15 protein-coding genes are annotated in these 14,898 nt (G+C 69.1%); 7 read left to right on the top strand and 8 right to left on the bottom strand.

Translation table 11 applies throughout. The annotated features are described in order from the left end of the window. Positions 1 to 32: 32 nt before the first annotated feature. Positions 33 to 308: an SAV_915 family protein gene (locus HPO96_RS03515; RefSeq protein WP_171670929.1), complete on the top strand. Its 276-nt coding sequence runs from the start codon at positions 33 to 35 to the stop codon at positions 306 to 308. Here HPO96_RS03515 and HPO96_RS03510 read toward each other — a convergent pair. From HPO96_RS03510 to HPO96_RS03500, 3 genes are read right to left on the bottom strand one after another with little or no spacing between them, the layout of a single operon-like run. Further along, complete coding sequence (locus tag HPO96_RS03510; RefSeq protein ID WP_171670927.1) at positions 286 to 927, bottom strand: ATP-binding cassette domain-containing protein; 642 nt, start codon at positions 925 to 927, stop codon at positions 286 to 288. The genes HPO96_RS03515 and HPO96_RS03510 overlap by 23 nt on opposite strands. Next, positions 924 to 1,760, bottom strand: a complete 837-nt coding sequence (locus tag HPO96_RS03505; protein WP_171670925.1) for an ATP-binding cassette domain-containing protein — start codon at positions 1,758 to 1,760, stop codon at positions 924 to 926. Before HPO96_RS03505 ends, HPO96_RS03510 begins: the two co-directional genes overlap by 4 nt. Further along, positions 1,757 to 4,831: an ABC transporter permease gene (locus tag HPO96_RS03500; RefSeq protein WP_171670923.1), complete on the bottom strand. Its 3,075-nt coding sequence runs from the start codon at positions 4,829 to 4,831 to the stop codon at positions 1,757 to 1,759. The genes HPO96_RS03505 and HPO96_RS03500 overlap by 4 nt, the downstream gene beginning before the upstream one ends. 169 nt (positions 4,832 to 5,000) lie before the next feature. On the opposite strand from HPO96_RS03500, the gene HPO96_RS03495 reads away from it, so the two are divergent. From HPO96_RS03495 to HPO96_RS03475, 5 genes are all read left to right on the top strand, one after another. Beyond that, positions 5,001 to 5,993, top strand: a complete 993-nt coding sequence (locus HPO96_RS03495) for an aldo/keto reductase (protein WP_171670921.1) — start codon at positions 5,001 to 5,003, stop codon at positions 5,991 to 5,993. Continuing rightward, positions 5,990 to 6,841: an SDR family oxidoreductase gene (locus HPO96_RS03490; RefSeq protein WP_171670920.1), complete on the top strand. Its 852-nt coding sequence runs from the start codon at positions 5,990 to 5,992 to the stop codon at positions 6,839 to 6,841. The genes HPO96_RS03495 and HPO96_RS03490 overlap by 4 nt, the downstream gene beginning before the upstream one ends. Before the next feature lie 12 nt (positions 6,842 to 6,853). Next, positions 6,854 to 7,588 carry a DNA repair protein RecO gene (recO, locus tag HPO96_RS03485; RefSeq protein WP_171670918.1) on the top strand — a complete coding sequence of 245 codons (735 nt, stop codon included), beginning with the start codon at positions 6,854 to 6,856 and terminating at the stop codon, positions 7,586 to 7,588. Between the two features lie 217 nt (positions 7,589 to 7,805). Further along, entirely contained in the window at positions 7,806 to 8,243 is a 438-nt protein-coding gene (locus HPO96_RS03480; protein WP_171670916.1) for a hypothetical protein, read from the top strand. Continuing rightward, positions 8,237 to 9,235, top strand: a complete 999-nt coding sequence (locus HPO96_RS03475; protein ID WP_171670914.1) for a hypothetical protein — start codon at positions 8,237 to 8,239, stop codon at positions 9,233 to 9,235. The genes HPO96_RS03480 and HPO96_RS03475 overlap by 7 nt, the downstream gene beginning before the upstream one ends. A 729-nt stretch (positions 9,236 to 9,964) precedes the next feature. Here the strand turns inward: HPO96_RS03475 and HPO96_RS03470 are convergent. Continuing rightward, positions 9,965 to 10,273, bottom strand: a complete 309-nt coding sequence (locus tag HPO96_RS03470) for a hypothetical protein (protein WP_171670913.1) — start codon at positions 10,271 to 10,273, stop codon at positions 9,965 to 9,967. A gap of 91 nt (positions 10,274 to 10,364) precedes the next feature. On the opposite strand from HPO96_RS03470, the gene HPO96_RS03465 reads away from it, so the two are divergent. Then, positions 10,365 to 11,201, top strand: a complete 837-nt coding sequence (locus HPO96_RS03465; protein ID WP_184999620.1) for an isoprenyl transferase — start codon at positions 10,365 to 10,367, stop codon at positions 11,199 to 11,201. Here the strand turns inward: HPO96_RS03465 and HPO96_RS03460 are convergent. The 4 genes from HPO96_RS03460 to HPO96_RS03445 are packed head-to-tail and all read right to left on the bottom strand — an operon-like array spanning position 11,185 to position 14,737. Further along, positions 11,185 to 11,823, bottom strand: a complete 639-nt coding sequence (locus tag HPO96_RS03460) for a response regulator (RefSeq protein WP_171670911.1) — start codon at positions 11,821 to 11,823, stop codon at positions 11,185 to 11,187. The two genes, HPO96_RS03465 and HPO96_RS03460, sit on opposite strands and share 17 nt — an antisense overlap. Continuing rightward, entirely contained in the window at positions 11,820 to 13,043 is a 1,224-nt protein-coding gene (locus HPO96_RS03455) for a sensor histidine kinase (RefSeq protein WP_171670909.1), read from the bottom strand. The genes HPO96_RS03460 and HPO96_RS03455 overlap by 4 nt, the downstream gene beginning before the upstream one ends. Before the next feature lie 18 nt (positions 13,044 to 13,061). Continuing rightward, positions 13,062 to 13,868, bottom strand: a complete 807-nt coding sequence (locus HPO96_RS03450) for an ABC transporter permease (RefSeq protein WP_171670907.1) — start codon at positions 13,866 to 13,868, stop codon at positions 13,062 to 13,064. Next, positions 13,865 to 14,737: an ABC transporter ATP-binding protein gene (locus tag HPO96_RS03445; protein WP_171670906.1), complete on the bottom strand. Its 873-nt coding sequence runs from the start codon at positions 14,735 to 14,737 to the stop codon at positions 13,865 to 13,867. The genes HPO96_RS03450 and HPO96_RS03445 overlap by 4 nt, the downstream gene beginning before the upstream one ends. Positions 14,738 to 14,898: the final 161 nt, after the last annotated feature.

Below are 14,898 nucleotides of genomic sequence, written 5' to 3'. Positions count from 1 at the left end.
GCAGCGTGCGGTTTCCGCCCTACCGTCGTCTTGTGAGCAACCGACATCCCGAGGCCTGGTACATCCCCGTCCACTCCGCCGGCGGCGTAGCCTGCACGCTCCAGACCGGCCATCTCCCGACCGGTCGGCCCGTAGGCATCGCCTTCACCACGGCCGCTCGCCTCCGTTCGGCGACTTGTGTCGAGCAGGAGTGGCTCCGCATGACCGAGCCTGACCTCCGCGAGGCCTTGGCCGCACTGGGCATCACCACCATCCAGCTGGACCCGCTCCGGGTGCACATCGGGCTCAGAACGGCCGCAGCCAGCTGAGGCGCCCTTCGTCCAGCAGCGCATGGGCATCGGCGGTCTCGGCGACGGTCGGGTCATGGGTGGCGATCACGACGGCGGCGCCGCGGTCGGCCTCAGCCCGCAGCAGAGCGAGAACGAGCTCGCGATTGGCGCCGTCCAACTCGCTGGTGGACTCGTCGGCGAGGACGACGCGTCCGCGCTGGGCGAGACCGCGCGCGACGGCGACCCGTTGCTGCTCCCCGCCGGAGAGCTCCTCGACGAGATGGTCACCGCTCTCGGCGAGCCCGACCTGGGTCAGCGCCTGCGTGACCACGGTGTCCAGATCCGGCGTGCGCTCCGCGATCAACGGGACGACGAGGTTCTCCCTCGCGGTGAGCACTCGCGCCAACCCGTTCCCCTGCGGGATCAGGACGACGCCGTGCGCCGCGGCGACGGCCCGGGAGCCGATCTGAACCCCATCCACCGCCACCTGACCAGCGGCCGGCGCGACCGCCCCGGCAATTGCCCACAGCAACGAACTCTTCCCGGCTCCCGACGGCCCGCTCACCGCCAGCACCCGCCCGGCCGGCACCGCCAGCGTCACCGACTCCACTGCGGTCACTGCGCCGTACCGAACCGAAACCCCGTCGACGGCGATCATTCGGCTTCCTCCTGCGGGACCGGCGTGATGTGGACGCCGTCCTCGGTGGTGGTCACCTGGACAAGCGTGCCGGCGGGCAGCAGCTCGGCGACATGTGGTGGCAACGGCAGTGAGCCGTCCGAGGCGACGACGGCGTACTCCTCGCCCGAGCGTCCCTCGGCGGCGATCCGGCCGTCGCGGATGGTGATCGTGCGGGGGAGCGTCGCTGCGACCTCGGGGTCGTGGGTGATCAGCAGGACCGTCATGCCCGTCTCCGCATTGATCTTCCGGATCGCCGCGAGGACTTCGTCCCGGGCCTGATGGTCGAGCTGACTGGTCGGCTCGTCGGCCAGCAGCAATCCCGGGAAGGTCGCGATCCCGACCGCTACCGCGCAGAGCTGGATCTGCCCGGGCGTCAATGCGGTCAACGGCGACTGCGCTTGCGCGGCCAGCCCTACCAGCTCCAGAATCTCCGCCGGTTTCGGTAGCACCCGGTCACCCGGTGCGGCCCGCTGCGCGTACCGGATGTTGTCGATCGGGTTCAGGTAGGGGATGAGGTTCCGCCCTGCGCCTTGCAGCACGATGCCGACGTCGCCGGCGCGCATCCGGTCCAGCTCGGCCTCGGTCATCGTCTCGACCTTGTGCTCGCCGATCCGCAACCGCCCGGCGCTCGGCGTCAGCAAGCCGCCGCACAGTTGCAGCAGCGTCGACTTCCCTGCGCCGGACGGCCCGAGCAACCCGACCAGCTCACCCGGCCGGACGCTGATGCCGATCCCCGACAGCGCTGCGACGTCGTGCCCGTGCGCGCGATAGATGTGGACGAGCCCCGTCGTACTGATCGCCAGGCCGCTCACGTCAGCTCCTCCCGGATCCGGGCGAACCCGGCTCGCCTGTTCACCCCGGTCCCCAGCAGTAGCGTGACTGCCGCGAGCACCGCCGTACTGACAGCCCACAGCAGCACCGCGACCGGCCAGTTGACCTCCAGCTCGAGCGGAATCGGCCCACCGGCGTCCGCGAACAACGGAATCAGCGGCAGCGCGATCTGTGCCCCCACCACCCCGCACATCGATCCGAGCAGGACAGCGAGCGCTACCGGCCCGGTCTGCTCCCACCGTGCTGCACGCCCGGTCGTCGCCGCTGGTACGCCGGTGATCCGCAGGCTGGCGTAGTCCTGCGCCCGTGACCGCCACGACGTCACTACTGTCAGCAGCAGGACGACGATCGCGAGCGCCCAGCCGGCGATCCCGACCACCGGTGTCAGCTGCAATGCGAGTGCGCTGGCCGACCGTCCGTACGACGCGATCCGGTCGGTCCGCTGATCGATCAGCTGGGCGCTGAGCCCCTCGGCACGCAGCTTCGCGATGATCGAGTCGGCCTTGGCCACGCCCTCGGCGTTCAGCCACAGCTCGAACTGGGTGGACGCCTCGTCCACCGTCCCGCCGATTCGGCGTCCGGTCTCGAGGTCGATCACCGCGCTGTGCAACGGGAATCTGTTGATCGGGCCGCCGAGCCGGTCCAGCTTGGTGAGGGCGATCGGCGTACCGTCGAATGCCGGTGTGGTCGCCGAAGGGTCCCAGCGGTAGTCGGGCGCGATCAGCGCGGGCACCACCGCCGGTGCGGTCGCGTACTGCAGCACCTGCTCGGCGCCGAAGCTGGTCACGGCCAGCGTGAGCCCAGCACCCGGTTTCGCGGCGATCCGATCCTGGTTGGAGCCGGGCTCTTGCATCGGCCGCCAGTCTTCCGGGCGGCCGAGTTTCAAGGCCGGTTGGTCATCAGCTGACAGCTTCTCGATGTGGACGTCGCCGCGCAGGCCGCCTTGGTCGCCGAGCTCTCGGCTGACGCCCAGCCGCAGCAGCCGGCATCCGTCCCGGCAGTCGAGGGGTGCGCGCAGTACTGTCGGCGGCTTCCCGAGCGGCAGCGGCGGAAAGGTGACCACGTTGCGGGCGCCGGTGCGCAGATCGACGACGTACGCCGTCAGCCGGATGCTCTTCGCCGGAGGCTGCTCGACCGGCGGCGTCGCTCCTGCTGGGACCTCTGGCGCGACCTTCTCGATCGGCCCGGTCGACGCGGTCACTGTCAGCTGCCGGGTGCTGAACTCGATCGGCTCGACGGACGGCGCGGACAGGTCGCGGAACCCGTCCAGATCGGTGAGCTGGTCGCCGCGGTAGGCGATCGTCCGGAAGCTGTCCGGCTCGATCATCACCGTCTGCAGCGCATCGGGGGAGGGCGGCCGGGTGATGAGGACCGGGGTGAGCCAGCGGCGGTCGCGGTCGACCTCGTTGATCCCGTGCATGAACCTGGCGACGTAGCTGGCCTCGACCTTCAGCACGCCCTCCGCGCCGGTTTCGTAACCCGCCCGGGACTCGCGGTTGTGTTCGCCGACGGACGCCGCCTGTCCCGCGAAGGCGACCAGACTCGCAGCCACGGCGACTGCGGCGACGATACGGGTGACTGCGGGCCGCCGGGAGATCTGCAGGGTTCCGAGCGCCAGGCTGAGCCGCCCGCGTCGCAGCGCGCGCCGACTGATCAATCCGGCCAATGGCAGCAGTAGATGTGCGAATGTGAGCCCGGCGGCGAGTGCGAGCAGTGCAGGTGCCAGCACGGGCAGCGGCCCGCGGTTCGACCCGCCCACTGCTGAGAGGAGCCCGGCGACGGCGAACACGATGATGCACAGATCGATGACGCCGATCGCGCGGCGACGGCTCGGTGCGACACGTCGCAAGAGGGTTGCGATCTGCAGCCTGACGACGCCTCGGACCTGCAGGACGACGACACCGAGCGCCACGACCGCGACTGCTACCAGTGCGACCGGTACTGACCACGGCAGCTCGATCGGCGCCCCGTGGCGCAGCCAGGTCGAACGGACGATCAGAAGCAGCGCAAAGCCCAACGGAGCGCCGAGAAGCGTTCCGATCAGCACCGGTAGGCCCAGCTCTACTGTAAGTGTCTTGCTCGTCCGTCTGGCGGTTGAACCCCGCAGTCTGGCCACAGCGAGCTCAGGACGGCGCTGGTCGACCACTACTGCCAGTGCGAGCGCCAGAACGACCAGACCGAACAGTGCGACCTGGACCATCACCAGCGGGATGATTGTCGCGGCCTGGGCGCGTTCGTGCCGGATCTGGTCGATGACACCGGGCAAAGCAGAGGTGTTGTCTGCGCCGAGCTCGATCGCCTTGCCCTGGGAGGCGGTGGTCGCGCTCTCCAGACGGTCCAGATCGTCGAGTCGGACGACGCCGGGGAGCGGTCTGGTGTCGAGAGTGGTGTGCTGGCTCCACAGGTCGCCGGCGAACGTCGGGCGGGCGGTCAGCAGCAGATCGGTCTCGCCGGGTGACTTGTCGGTCGGGGGATGCGAGCGGCCTGTTGGCGGCCGGCCGAACCAGTAGTCCGCCGTACCGTCCTTAGGGCGGTACTGGCCGACCACTTTGAGGACGCCGGGCTGTGCGGCGCCCTCTCCGATGCCCCTGATGGTCTGCCCGGGTTCGATACCCCAGGTCGATTGGTCGACCGTAGAGGCGAGCACCTCGTTGGCAGCGGCCGGGCAGCGGCCCGCCACGATGACGACCTGGTCGCAGACCCCGTCGCGCCAGAGCAGCCGGCTGACAATCGGGTCCTCGGTGCCTGTCCAGCTGACGTCGCTGTGAATGCCCAGTACGGGCTTCGTGAACAGTGGGGCGAGGTCGGCCGGGATCAGGGGTTGCAGCTGCTCCGGCTTCGGTGGCTCGTCGGACAGGTTCCGGACCGGACGTGTCTCGAGCTGCCAGGCCGCGGACAACCGCTGGCCGTGCAGTGTCTCGGTCACCACCGTCTGCTGGACGGCGCGCGCGAACCACGGCCCGAAGACCGCGCACGTACCGATCAGCAGGCTGATGCCGGCCAGCACCAACGCCTGGGACCAGCGATACCGCAGCGCCTGGCGCAGGAACATCTGTCACCCCCCCGTATGTTTCGCCCCCCGGCTCACCTTGCCCGCACGAAGATACGGATTGCGGCGGACGGCGTGGTGCGGGGCGGCGAAATGTCACACAGATGTTGTCCAGACAGGAATGCGGAGGGGTGCGGCTGCTCGTGACGCCGTCCGGCGGTAGGTTCGGGGTATGCCTGAATCCCAGCTCGGTGACCTGACCGTCTCCCGCCTCGGCCTCGGCTGCATGGGAATGTCGCAGTCGTACGGCGTCACGTCGGACGAAACCGAGTCGATCGCCACCATCCACGCCGCGATCGACGCCGGCTGCACGTTCCTCGACACCGCCGATGTCTACGGTTCGGGGGCGAACGAGGAGCTCGTCGGCCGCGCGCTGACCGGCCGCCGCGACGAGGTGGTGCTGGCGACCAAGTTCGGATTCCCGGTTCAGCAGGGCGGCTCCTCGGCCATGCCGACCGGGGTGAACGGGACACCGGCGTACGCGGCCTCGGCCCTGGAGGACTCGCTGCGCCGCCTCGGCGTCGATCACGTCGACCTCTGGTACCTGCACCGGCGCGACCCGCAGGTGCCGATCGAGGAGACGGTCGGCGCGATGGCCGAGCAGGTCGCCGCGGGCAAGGTGCGCTACCTCGGGCTGTCCGAGGTGAACGGCGACACGGTCCGCGCGGCGCACGCCGTCCATCCGATCAGTGCCGTCCAGAGCGAGTGGTCGCTGTGGACGCGCGACCCCGAGACCGTCGTCCTGCCCACTTTGCGTGAGCTCGGCATCGGGTTCGTCCCCTTCAGCCCGCTCGGGCGTGGCTTCCTGACCGGACAGATCCAGTCGCCCGACGACTTCGAGCCGGACGACGCCCGCCGCAACCTGCCGCGGTTCACCGGCGCCAACTTCCAGCGCAACCTCGACCTGGTCGCCAAGGTCAAGGAGCTCGCCGCCGCCCGTGACATCACCCCGGGCCAGCTCGCGCTCGCCTGGCTGCTGGCCCAGGGCAACGACGTCGTCCCCATCCCGGGCACCAAACGCCGCAGCTACCTGGCCGAGAACCTGGCCGCGCTCGACGTCGCCCTGACCGCTGCTGAGCTCGCGACTCTCGACGCTGCCTTCCCGCCCGACGCCGTCGCCGGCGACCGCTACGCTCCCGGCGGCATGGAGCTGGTCGGCAAATGAGCGGCGACCTGATCGGCGTGACCGGCTCGACCGGCCAGCTGGGCTCCCGGATCGCGCGCCTGCTCGCGGACGCCGGTGTTCGGCAGCGGCTGCTTGTTCGCGATGCCGGCCGCGCGCCCGACCTCCCGAACGCGGAGGTCGCGACGGCGGCGTACGGGGAACACTCCGCGCTGCTCGACGCGCTGGACGGCGTCCACACCTTGATGCTGCTCAGCGCCACCGAGTCCGCCGATCGGGTTTCATTGCACAAGGCAACGATTGACGCCGCGGTCGCGGCCGGCGTCCAGCGCATCGTCTACACCTCGTTCGCCGGCGCCGCCCCCGGCGCGACCTTCACCTTCGCCCGCGACCACTGGCACACCGAGCAGCACCTGCGCGCGGCCGGCGTCGATTTCACCTTCCTCCGCGACAACCTCTACCTCGACTTCGTCCCCGGTTTCGTCGCCGAGGACGGCGCCATCCGCGGCCCCGCCGGCGACGGCCGGGTGGCCGCCGTCGCCCGCGACGACGTCGCCGCCGTGGCCGCCCACGTCCTGACGACCGAGGGCCACGGAGGAGCGACGTACGACCTCACCGGCCCCACCGCCTTCACCCTCGCCGAGGCGGCCGCCGTCCTGTCTGCCGCCTGGGGCCGGCCGGTCCGCTACGAGCCCGAAACGCTCGACGAGGCCTACCGCTCCCGTGAGTCCTTCGACGCCCCCGCCTGGGAGGTGGCCGGCTGGGTGACGTCGTACGCCGCCATCGCCAGCGGCGAACTCAGCCATACCTCGACCGCCGTCGCCGACCTCACCGGCCGCGCGCCGATCAGCCTCGAACAACTCCTCACCGGTACTGTCGGCGCCGGGTGAGACACTGTTCCCGTGCCGCTCTACCGGGATCAGGCGATCGTCCTGCGCACCCACAAACTGGGTGAAGCAGACCGCATCGCCACGCTCCTCACCCGCGCCAACGGCAAGGTCCGCGCGGTCGTCAAAGGCGTCCGCCGCACGTCGTCCCGCTTCGGCGCCCGCCTCGAGCCCTTCAGCCACGTCGACCTCCAGCTGGCCACCGGCCGCACCCTCGACGTCGTCACCCAGGCCGAATCCATCGCCGCCTACGGCGAAGGCATCGTCAACGACTACGCCCGCTACACCACCGGCACCGTCCTCCTCGAAACCTCCGACCGCCTCGTCGTCGAAGAAAAAGAGCCGGCCACCCAGCACCACCTCCTCCTCGCCGGCGCCCTCCGCGTCCTCTCCACCGGCGAACGCGAGCCCTCCCTCGTCCTCGACTCCTTCCTCCTCCGCTCCCTCTCCATCTCCGGCTACGCCCCCTCCTTCGGCGACTGCGCCCGCTGCGGCGAACCAGGCCCCCACCGAGCCTTCAACCCCGCCGCCGGCGGCGTAGTCTGCACCTCCTGCCGCCCCCCAGCCTCCGCCATGCCCGCCCCCACCACCGTCACCCACCTGGCCGCCCTCCTCACCGGCGACTGGCCCACCGCCCTCCGCGCCGACCCCCGAACCCGCCGCGAAGCCACCGGCCTAATAGCCGCCTTCTTCACCTACCACCAAGAAAACCAACTCCGCTCCCTCCCCCACCTAGACCTGACCCAGTAACCCCACCCCCAACAGCCGGCACCCCTGTGGATAACCCGCCACCCAGAACCGACCGTATGAAACACTGACACTCTCAGTAACCAACGGTCACGGAGGCACCATGCACAGCCGGCTCACAGCGGCCCTGGCCGTCGCCCAACTAACGCTTGCTCTCACAGCGTGCAGTGGCGGCGACAACCCCAAGCCTCCGCCCTTCACACCGTCTGTAATGCCCTCTGTGACCACGACCACCCCGCAGACTTCGGCCGGAGATGCGGCTGTCGCGGCCTACCGGCGGTACATCGAGGTGACCGATACGCTCGCCAGGAGCGGAGGGACTGATACGCGCGACCTGGCTTCGGTGGCTGACGGAGTCGAGCTGGCTGCGTCGAAGATCCAGGCAGAGAACTACCGGGGCCGTAAGGTCAAGTCCACGGGAACCACCGAGGTCCGGTGGGCGAAGGTGACAAAGCTGGGTGAGCCGGCAGCCGGAAAGGTCACTACTGCTTCGGTACAAGCGTGTATCGACACGTCGAAGACGGATTTCGTCGATGCTGCAGGCAAGAGCGTTCGCCGTCCAGGCACCCCGACGCGGTGGCTGGATACCCGTGATCTCAAGTTCGTCGACAGTCGATGGAAGGTCGTCCACGGCAAGAATCGAGCTGCCAAATGCTGACCACCGCGCTCACTGCCGCCGCGCTCCTCATCGGCGGCTCGGTCCTGGCACCCGATATTGCAGCCTCGCGCCTCGGAAATGAACCGGGTTGCGAGGTCGACCGCCTGAGCGGCGAGTGCAAGATCTCGATTGGTGTCGACCCGACCAAGCCGCAGAAGAACGACGGTAAGAAGCCGGTGAGCCAGACCGGATGTTTCTTCAAAGGCAAGCAGCTGCCCTGCCGCACAGGTGACGGATTCTTCGATGCCGCGTCGGGCTGCTACCTGACCGAGACGGATAAACCATCGACGATGTTCTGGGACGGAACGCCGTACAAGCCCGGGACGAAGTTCTATCGCTGCTGGCACATCCTCGATGTCGTCGACGGACGTCCGGAAGGGCTCGAGCGGTTCGAGTCGGTTATTCGGGAGCCGGGGGAGCCGGTGACCATGGATCCTGCGGAGGCTGCTCGGCAGGTGGTGGAAACCATGAACTTTGTGGCCCCGAATCTGGCGGTGTCGCCGTATGTCCAGAGTGCGACGCGGGAGGGGATTGTGAATGTGCCGATTTGGATGTGGGTTACTGATCCGGGGGTGAGTACTACGGGGCCGCAGACGAAGACGGCGACGCTTGGTGGGGTGACGATTACGGCTACGGGGACGGTCGATCGGATCGAGTGGGCGATGGGCGACGGGCAGATCGTCACCTGCAGGGGTGCTGGCACGCCTTTCACCCGGGCGCATGCGGCCGGCAAAGCGCTGAAGGAGATTGCAGCGTCTCCGACGTGCGGACACAAGTACAGCAAGACTTCGCGCTGTGTGAAGGGCGGCAGTTACCAGGTGTCGGCAACGACGTACTGGAACGTGCATTGGACTGGCGGTGGCACTCAGGGCGACATTCCGCTCGACTTCACGCGGTCATTGCCGCTTCGCATCATTGACTTGCGGCCCGTGCTGGTAGACGGCGATGGCCCGGCCGCGAGCGTCAACCCACCTCCTCGTTCTTGTGGATAGGCAGGGTGTGCTGACAGGGGATCGGGCCTTCCTGGACCGCCGGAGTTAGTGGTGCTCTCTGCTTGGCCGGCCGGTTGGTCCTGGCCGGGCGTTGCGGGGGGCTGCGTTGGGGGTTGTGTCGGTGGGACGGTGGGTCTGGGGGCTGGTGCCGACGGTGAGTGGGCGTGACGAGCGGAGTGGCTGTTGGCCTGCCCAGGCGTGGGCGATTGCTCGGCGGGTGTCCATTTCGGACTGGCGATCGGCCGCGTTGACGGCTGTGACGACGCCGATGGTTGCGAAGCGGTTCAGGCCTGGCTGCTGGTCGAAGAGGTGTCGCCCGAGGCGTGCGCAGGTGTGTGCGTAGGCCGCAGTCCCGGAGGTCGCCCTTGCCAGGCTCGTAACCCAGCGCGTGATGCCCGTCCGATCGGCCGTTGGCCAGATCGAGCATGGAGCGGAGGATCTGACGCCGCAGGACGGACTCCGGTCCTCCTGGCTTCTGCGTGCGGCAGCGTCGATGCGTCGATAGTCCAGGTCGAACGCCGGGCCTGCGATCAGCAGGTAACCTCCGGCCGCTGTCATCGACCGTCCTGGTCCTCCTGGCGGAGCTCCTCCAGAATCTGCTGGGTCTCCGGCCCCATTGCAGCGGCCCAGTCGTCCAGGTTGAGGGGGCGGCTGTCCGGGAGGGGGTGGTTGCTTGGATGCGGGTGGTGGGGTCGTCGAGGACGCCGGGGGGCGGTTCGGGGTCGCCTCTCAGTTGGCGATAGTGGGGGCCGACATCAGCACTGCTTCTGGGGTGGCGATGGCTCCCCAGAAGGTGGGGGTGCTGGAGGCGTGGAGGAGGTCGGGTAGTTGGAGGGCGAGTTCGGCCGGTGTCAGTACGGCGTTGGGGGACGGGAACTTGTCGTCGCCGCCGAGGTCGTCGAATTCGTCGTAGGTGAGCATGACGGCTTCGGGGGAGCCGTTGCCGAAGCTGAAAGCCCGGGTCTGGCCGGCGCGGAAGCGGGTCAGGATGGCCGCCAGGTCTTGGCGGACGCTTTCGACTGAAGGGATTGCCGTCATGGGACGAATCTATTGCGTTCGGGCGTGATCACACGGGAGTTGTCCACAGGCGGGCGGTGGTTACCGTCCGTGAGGGTGGGAGGATTTGGGTATGTCGCGTTTGGGTCTTCGTCGGGGTCGTGGGGTTGAGCGGGTGGGGGAGAAGGTTGTGGTGGCGCCGGAGGGGCACCCGAGTGGGGTGCGCGCGCCGGGGGTGCCGAGGGAGTTGGTGCCGGAGCATGTGGCGATTGTGATGGATGGGAATGGGCGGTGGGCCAAGCAGCGGGGGCTGGCTCGGACGGAGGGGCACAAGGCGGGGGAGGCTTCGCTGCTGGATGTTATTAAGGGCGGGATCGAGATCGGGGTGAAGTACATCTCGGCGTATGCGTTTTCGACGGAGAACTGGGCGCGGTCTCCGGAGGAGGTGCGGTTCTTGATGGGGTTCAACCGGGATGTGATCCATCGGCGGCGGGACGAGCTGGATGCGATGGGGGTGCGGGTGGTGTGGTCGGGGCGCCGGCCGCGGTTGTGGAAGAGCGTGATCGACGAGCTGGAGTACGCGCAGGAGCGGACGAAGGACAACGACGTCATCACGCTGCAGTTCTGTGTGAACTACGGCGGGCAGGCGGAGATCGCGGACGCGATGAAGTCGATCGCCCGGGAAGTTGCCGCGGGCAAGCTGAACCCGGAGCGGATCACCGAGAAGACGATCGCGCGGCATCTCTACCATCCCGAGGTGCCGCCGGTGGATCTGTTCGTCCGGTCGTCCGGCGAGCAGCGGACGTCGAACTTCCTGGTCTGGCAGCTCGCGTACGCCGAGATGGTCTTCCTCGACACCCTCTGGCCGGATTTCGATCGCCGCGACCTGTGGCGGGCGATCGAGATCTACGCGCAGCGCGATCGCCGGTACGGCGGCGCCGTGCCGAACGAGGTCAGCCCCGCGGGTTAGGCAGCAGACCGAGCTCGATCGCGACGGTAACGGCCCGGGTGCGGTCGTCGACGTCGAGTTTGGTGAAGAGGCGTTGCAGGTGGGTTTTCACGGTGGCTTCGCCGATGTAGAGCTCGCGCCCGATCTCGGCGTTGCTGAGCCCGCGGGCGACCGCGGCCAGCACCTGCAGCTCCCGCGGCGAGGGCTGCACCGCCACCGCGGACGGCGTCCGCAGTCGCGACATCAACCGCGCGGCGACCGGCGGGGCCAAGACGGTCTCCCCACGCGCCGCGGCGCGGATGCCGTCGAGCAGTTCGGCATGCGGAGTGTCCTTCAACAGATAGCCCGTCGCCCCGGCCTCGACCGCGTGCAGGATGTCGGTGTCCGTGTCGTACGTCGTCAGCACCAGCACCCGCGTTGCCGGATACCCGGCCACGATCGCCCCGGTCGCCGTGACCCCGTCCGTGCCCGGCATCCGCAGGTCCATCAGTACGACGTCCGGCGCGGCCGACTCGACGATCGCCAGCGCCTCCGCCCCGTCACCCGCCTCGCCGACGACGGTGATGTCGTCGGTCACCGACAGCATGCCGATCAACCCGGATCGCACGACCGGATGGTCGTCGACCACCAGTACCCGAATCACAATGTCTCCTGAGACGTAGGAATGCGCACCTGCACCGTCGTACCGCGCCCCGGCGCACTCTCGACCTGGACCGTCCCGCCGGACTCCTCGACCCGCCCGCGCATCGCAGCCAGCCCGAACCCGGGGGACGGCGCCGCCGTCGAGAACCCGGCCCCGTCGTCGCGAATGGCGATCGCGACCCCGGCGTCGGTGATCCCGAGCGTGATCTGCACCTGCGTGGCCCGCGCGTGCTTGCGGACGTTCGCCAGCGCCTCCTGGGCCGACCGCAACAACACCACCTGCTGGGCCTGCGTCAGTACGGCGACCTCGGCGTCGTCCAGATCCAGCGCCACCGCCACGTTCACCCCGGTCTCGGCGGTGAACCGCTCGGCCTGCCGCCGCAGGACTTCGGACAATGTTGCCTCTGACAACGCAATTGGGGTGAACGCGGCAACCAATGCCCGGGCCTCGGCCAGGTTCTCCCGGGCGGTCGCCTCGATCTGCCCGAGCCGGGCCGCGACGCCGTCACCGGCGCCGTTTCGGGACAACTCGGCCGCCGCAGTCTGCGAGAGCATCACGATACTCGTCATCCCCTGGGCGAGCGTGTCATGGATCTCGCGGGCCATCCGCTCCCGCTCGGCCATTACGCCGGCGCTGTGGTTGACCTCGGCCAGCTCCGCCTGCGCGGCGTGCAGCTGATCGATCAGCACCGCCCGCTGCTCGCTCTGCGCGATCACCCGCTCGATCCAGATGCCGAACACCAGGCTGACCACCAGACTGACCAGCATCCACGGCAAGATCGCCCAGAACGCCTCCCAGCCCCACCCCGCGCTCCACAGCTGCGCCGTCCCGCAGCACACCACCAGCAGCAGGCTGAGCCCGGCGCCCTCCCGGATGTCCTCACTCAGCAGCCAGATCTGCGCGGACGCGATGAACATCAGGAAGACCGCCTGCGGCAGCAGCGCGACCAGCACCATCAAGCTGGCGAGCAGCACCAGCCGGTACGCGTACGCCGGGAGCCGCCGCCGCGAGCCGATCGCGGGACGCCCGACGAACTGGTACGCCGTACTCAGCGCGACGACCGCGCCGAGCGCCGCGAATCGCTTGCCGTCAGGCAGCCCGGAGGTGATGCCGAGCACGGTCAGCATCGCCATCAGCACCCAGAAGACGATGTGCCAACCGATCAGGGTCCGGGCCCAGAACTGCTCGGACCGCTCGCTGGAAGCCTCCACGACGACCATCTTCCTCCACCCCCAGGATCAGCCCGCGTCCCGGCGCGTCCACCGGAAGACCCGCTGGGCGATCACGAGCCCGACGACGAGCCAAACGCTGAGCACGATCGCCCCGGTGCCGAGCTGCCAGGAGCCGCCCGGCTCGACCGCCTCGAACCCGTCCGGCAGGAACACCGACCGCATGCCCTGGGCCAGCCATTTGAGCGGGAAGATCTCGGAGACCGTCCGCATCCAGCCCGGCAGGCTGCTGTAGACGAAGTACACCCCGGAGATGAACTGCAGCAGCAACACGATCGGCGTCACCACTGCGGACGCCGCCTTCCCCGACCGCGGGACGACGGAGAACGCGATCCCGAGCACCGAGCCGGACGCCGTCCCGAGGACGAAGATCCACAGGAAGTTCAGCCACTTGGCCGGCGAGGTCGGGAGGTCGACGTCGAGCAGCAGACCGGCGATCAGCAGCAGTAACGTGAACTGCATGATCGAGGTGGTCAGCACCAGCCCGATCTTGCCGGCGAAGTAGGCCTGCGCGGACATCGGCGTCCCGCGCAGCCGTTTCAGGACGTCCTGGTCGCGCTCGATCGCGATCGTCACCGCCAGCGACTGGAAACTGGTCAGAAAGATGCCGGAGGCAATCATTCCGGGCGTGAAGTAGGTGGCCGCGGTGACGCCGCCGCCGAAATCGGTGCTGCTGAAGACGGCGGCGAAGATGCCGAGGAAGATGATCGGGAAGAAGAAGGTGAAGATCAGCTGCTCGCGCTCGCGGAAGAACTCCTTCACCTCCAGCTGCGTACGGGCCAGGCTGACCTTGGCCGTGGACGGCAAGGCGGTCATCGCAGTGCTCCTTCGAGTTCCTTCGGGGTGCTCCCGATCAGTTCCAGGTAGATGTCTTCCAGGCTCGGTCGCCGCACCTGCAGCTCGGGGACCTCGCCGCCGTACTCCGCGAGTAGGCGGGAGACCTCGGCCGTCGGGGTGTCCGTGCGCACCTCGCGCATCCCGTCCGCCGCGAGCCAGGAGACCCGGGCCGTCCGCGCGCCGCGGCCGCCGAGCGTCTCCGGGGTCGCGACCTCGATCATCCGGCCGTCCGCGATGACGCCGACCCGGTCGGCCAGCTGCTCGGCTTCGTCGAGGTAGTGGGTGGTCAGCAGGATCGTCGTCCCGGCCGTCCGCAGGTTCTCGATCAGGGTCCAGAACTGCCGCCGCGCCTCGGGGTCGAACCCGGTGGTCGGCTCGTCCAGGAACAACAGCTCCGGGTTGCCGATCACGCCGAGCGCGACGTCCAACCGCCGGCGCTGACCGCCGGACAGCTTCCGGCTGCGCGTCTTGCGCTTCTCCTCCAGCCCGACCGCGGCGATCACCTCGTCCGGGTCGCGCGGCGACGGGTAGTACCCCGCGAAGTGCCGGACCAGCTCGGCCACCGTCAGCTCCGGCTCGTCCCGGGTCGTCTGCGCAACGATGCCGATCCGCGCCCGCCACTCCCGCCCGGCCCGCCCGGGATCACTGCCCAGGACGTCGATCTCACCCTCGTCGGCCCGGCGATACCCCTCCAGAATCTCCGTGGTCGTCGTCTTTCCGGCCCCGTTGGGCCCCAAGAGCGCGAACACCTCGCCGCGGTAGATGTCGAGATCCACCCCGGCGACCGCCACCTTGTCCGGATACCGCTTCACCAGCCCCCGGACCCGTACCGCCGTCTCTGTTTCCATGCCCCAACTCTCCCGCCGCCGGCCCCCTCCCCGGGAGCACCGCCCGGTTGACCCCCTGTCCCCCGACCGGTGGACACGGCGGAAAGGACAGGAGGTGGTCCCCGATCTGGCCGCGGCGCAGCGTCGGCTGAGCGTGGCGGTAGGCCCGGGGAGGTTGGTAT

Source organism: Kribbella sandramycini, from assembly GCF_013131805.1.
GTDB lineage: Bacteria > Actinomycetota > Actinomycetes > Propionibacteriales > Kribbellaceae > Kribbella > Kribbella sandramycini.
Note: the sequence above shows the minus strand (reverse complement) of the source record. Positions and strands in the feature narration are given on the sequence as shown.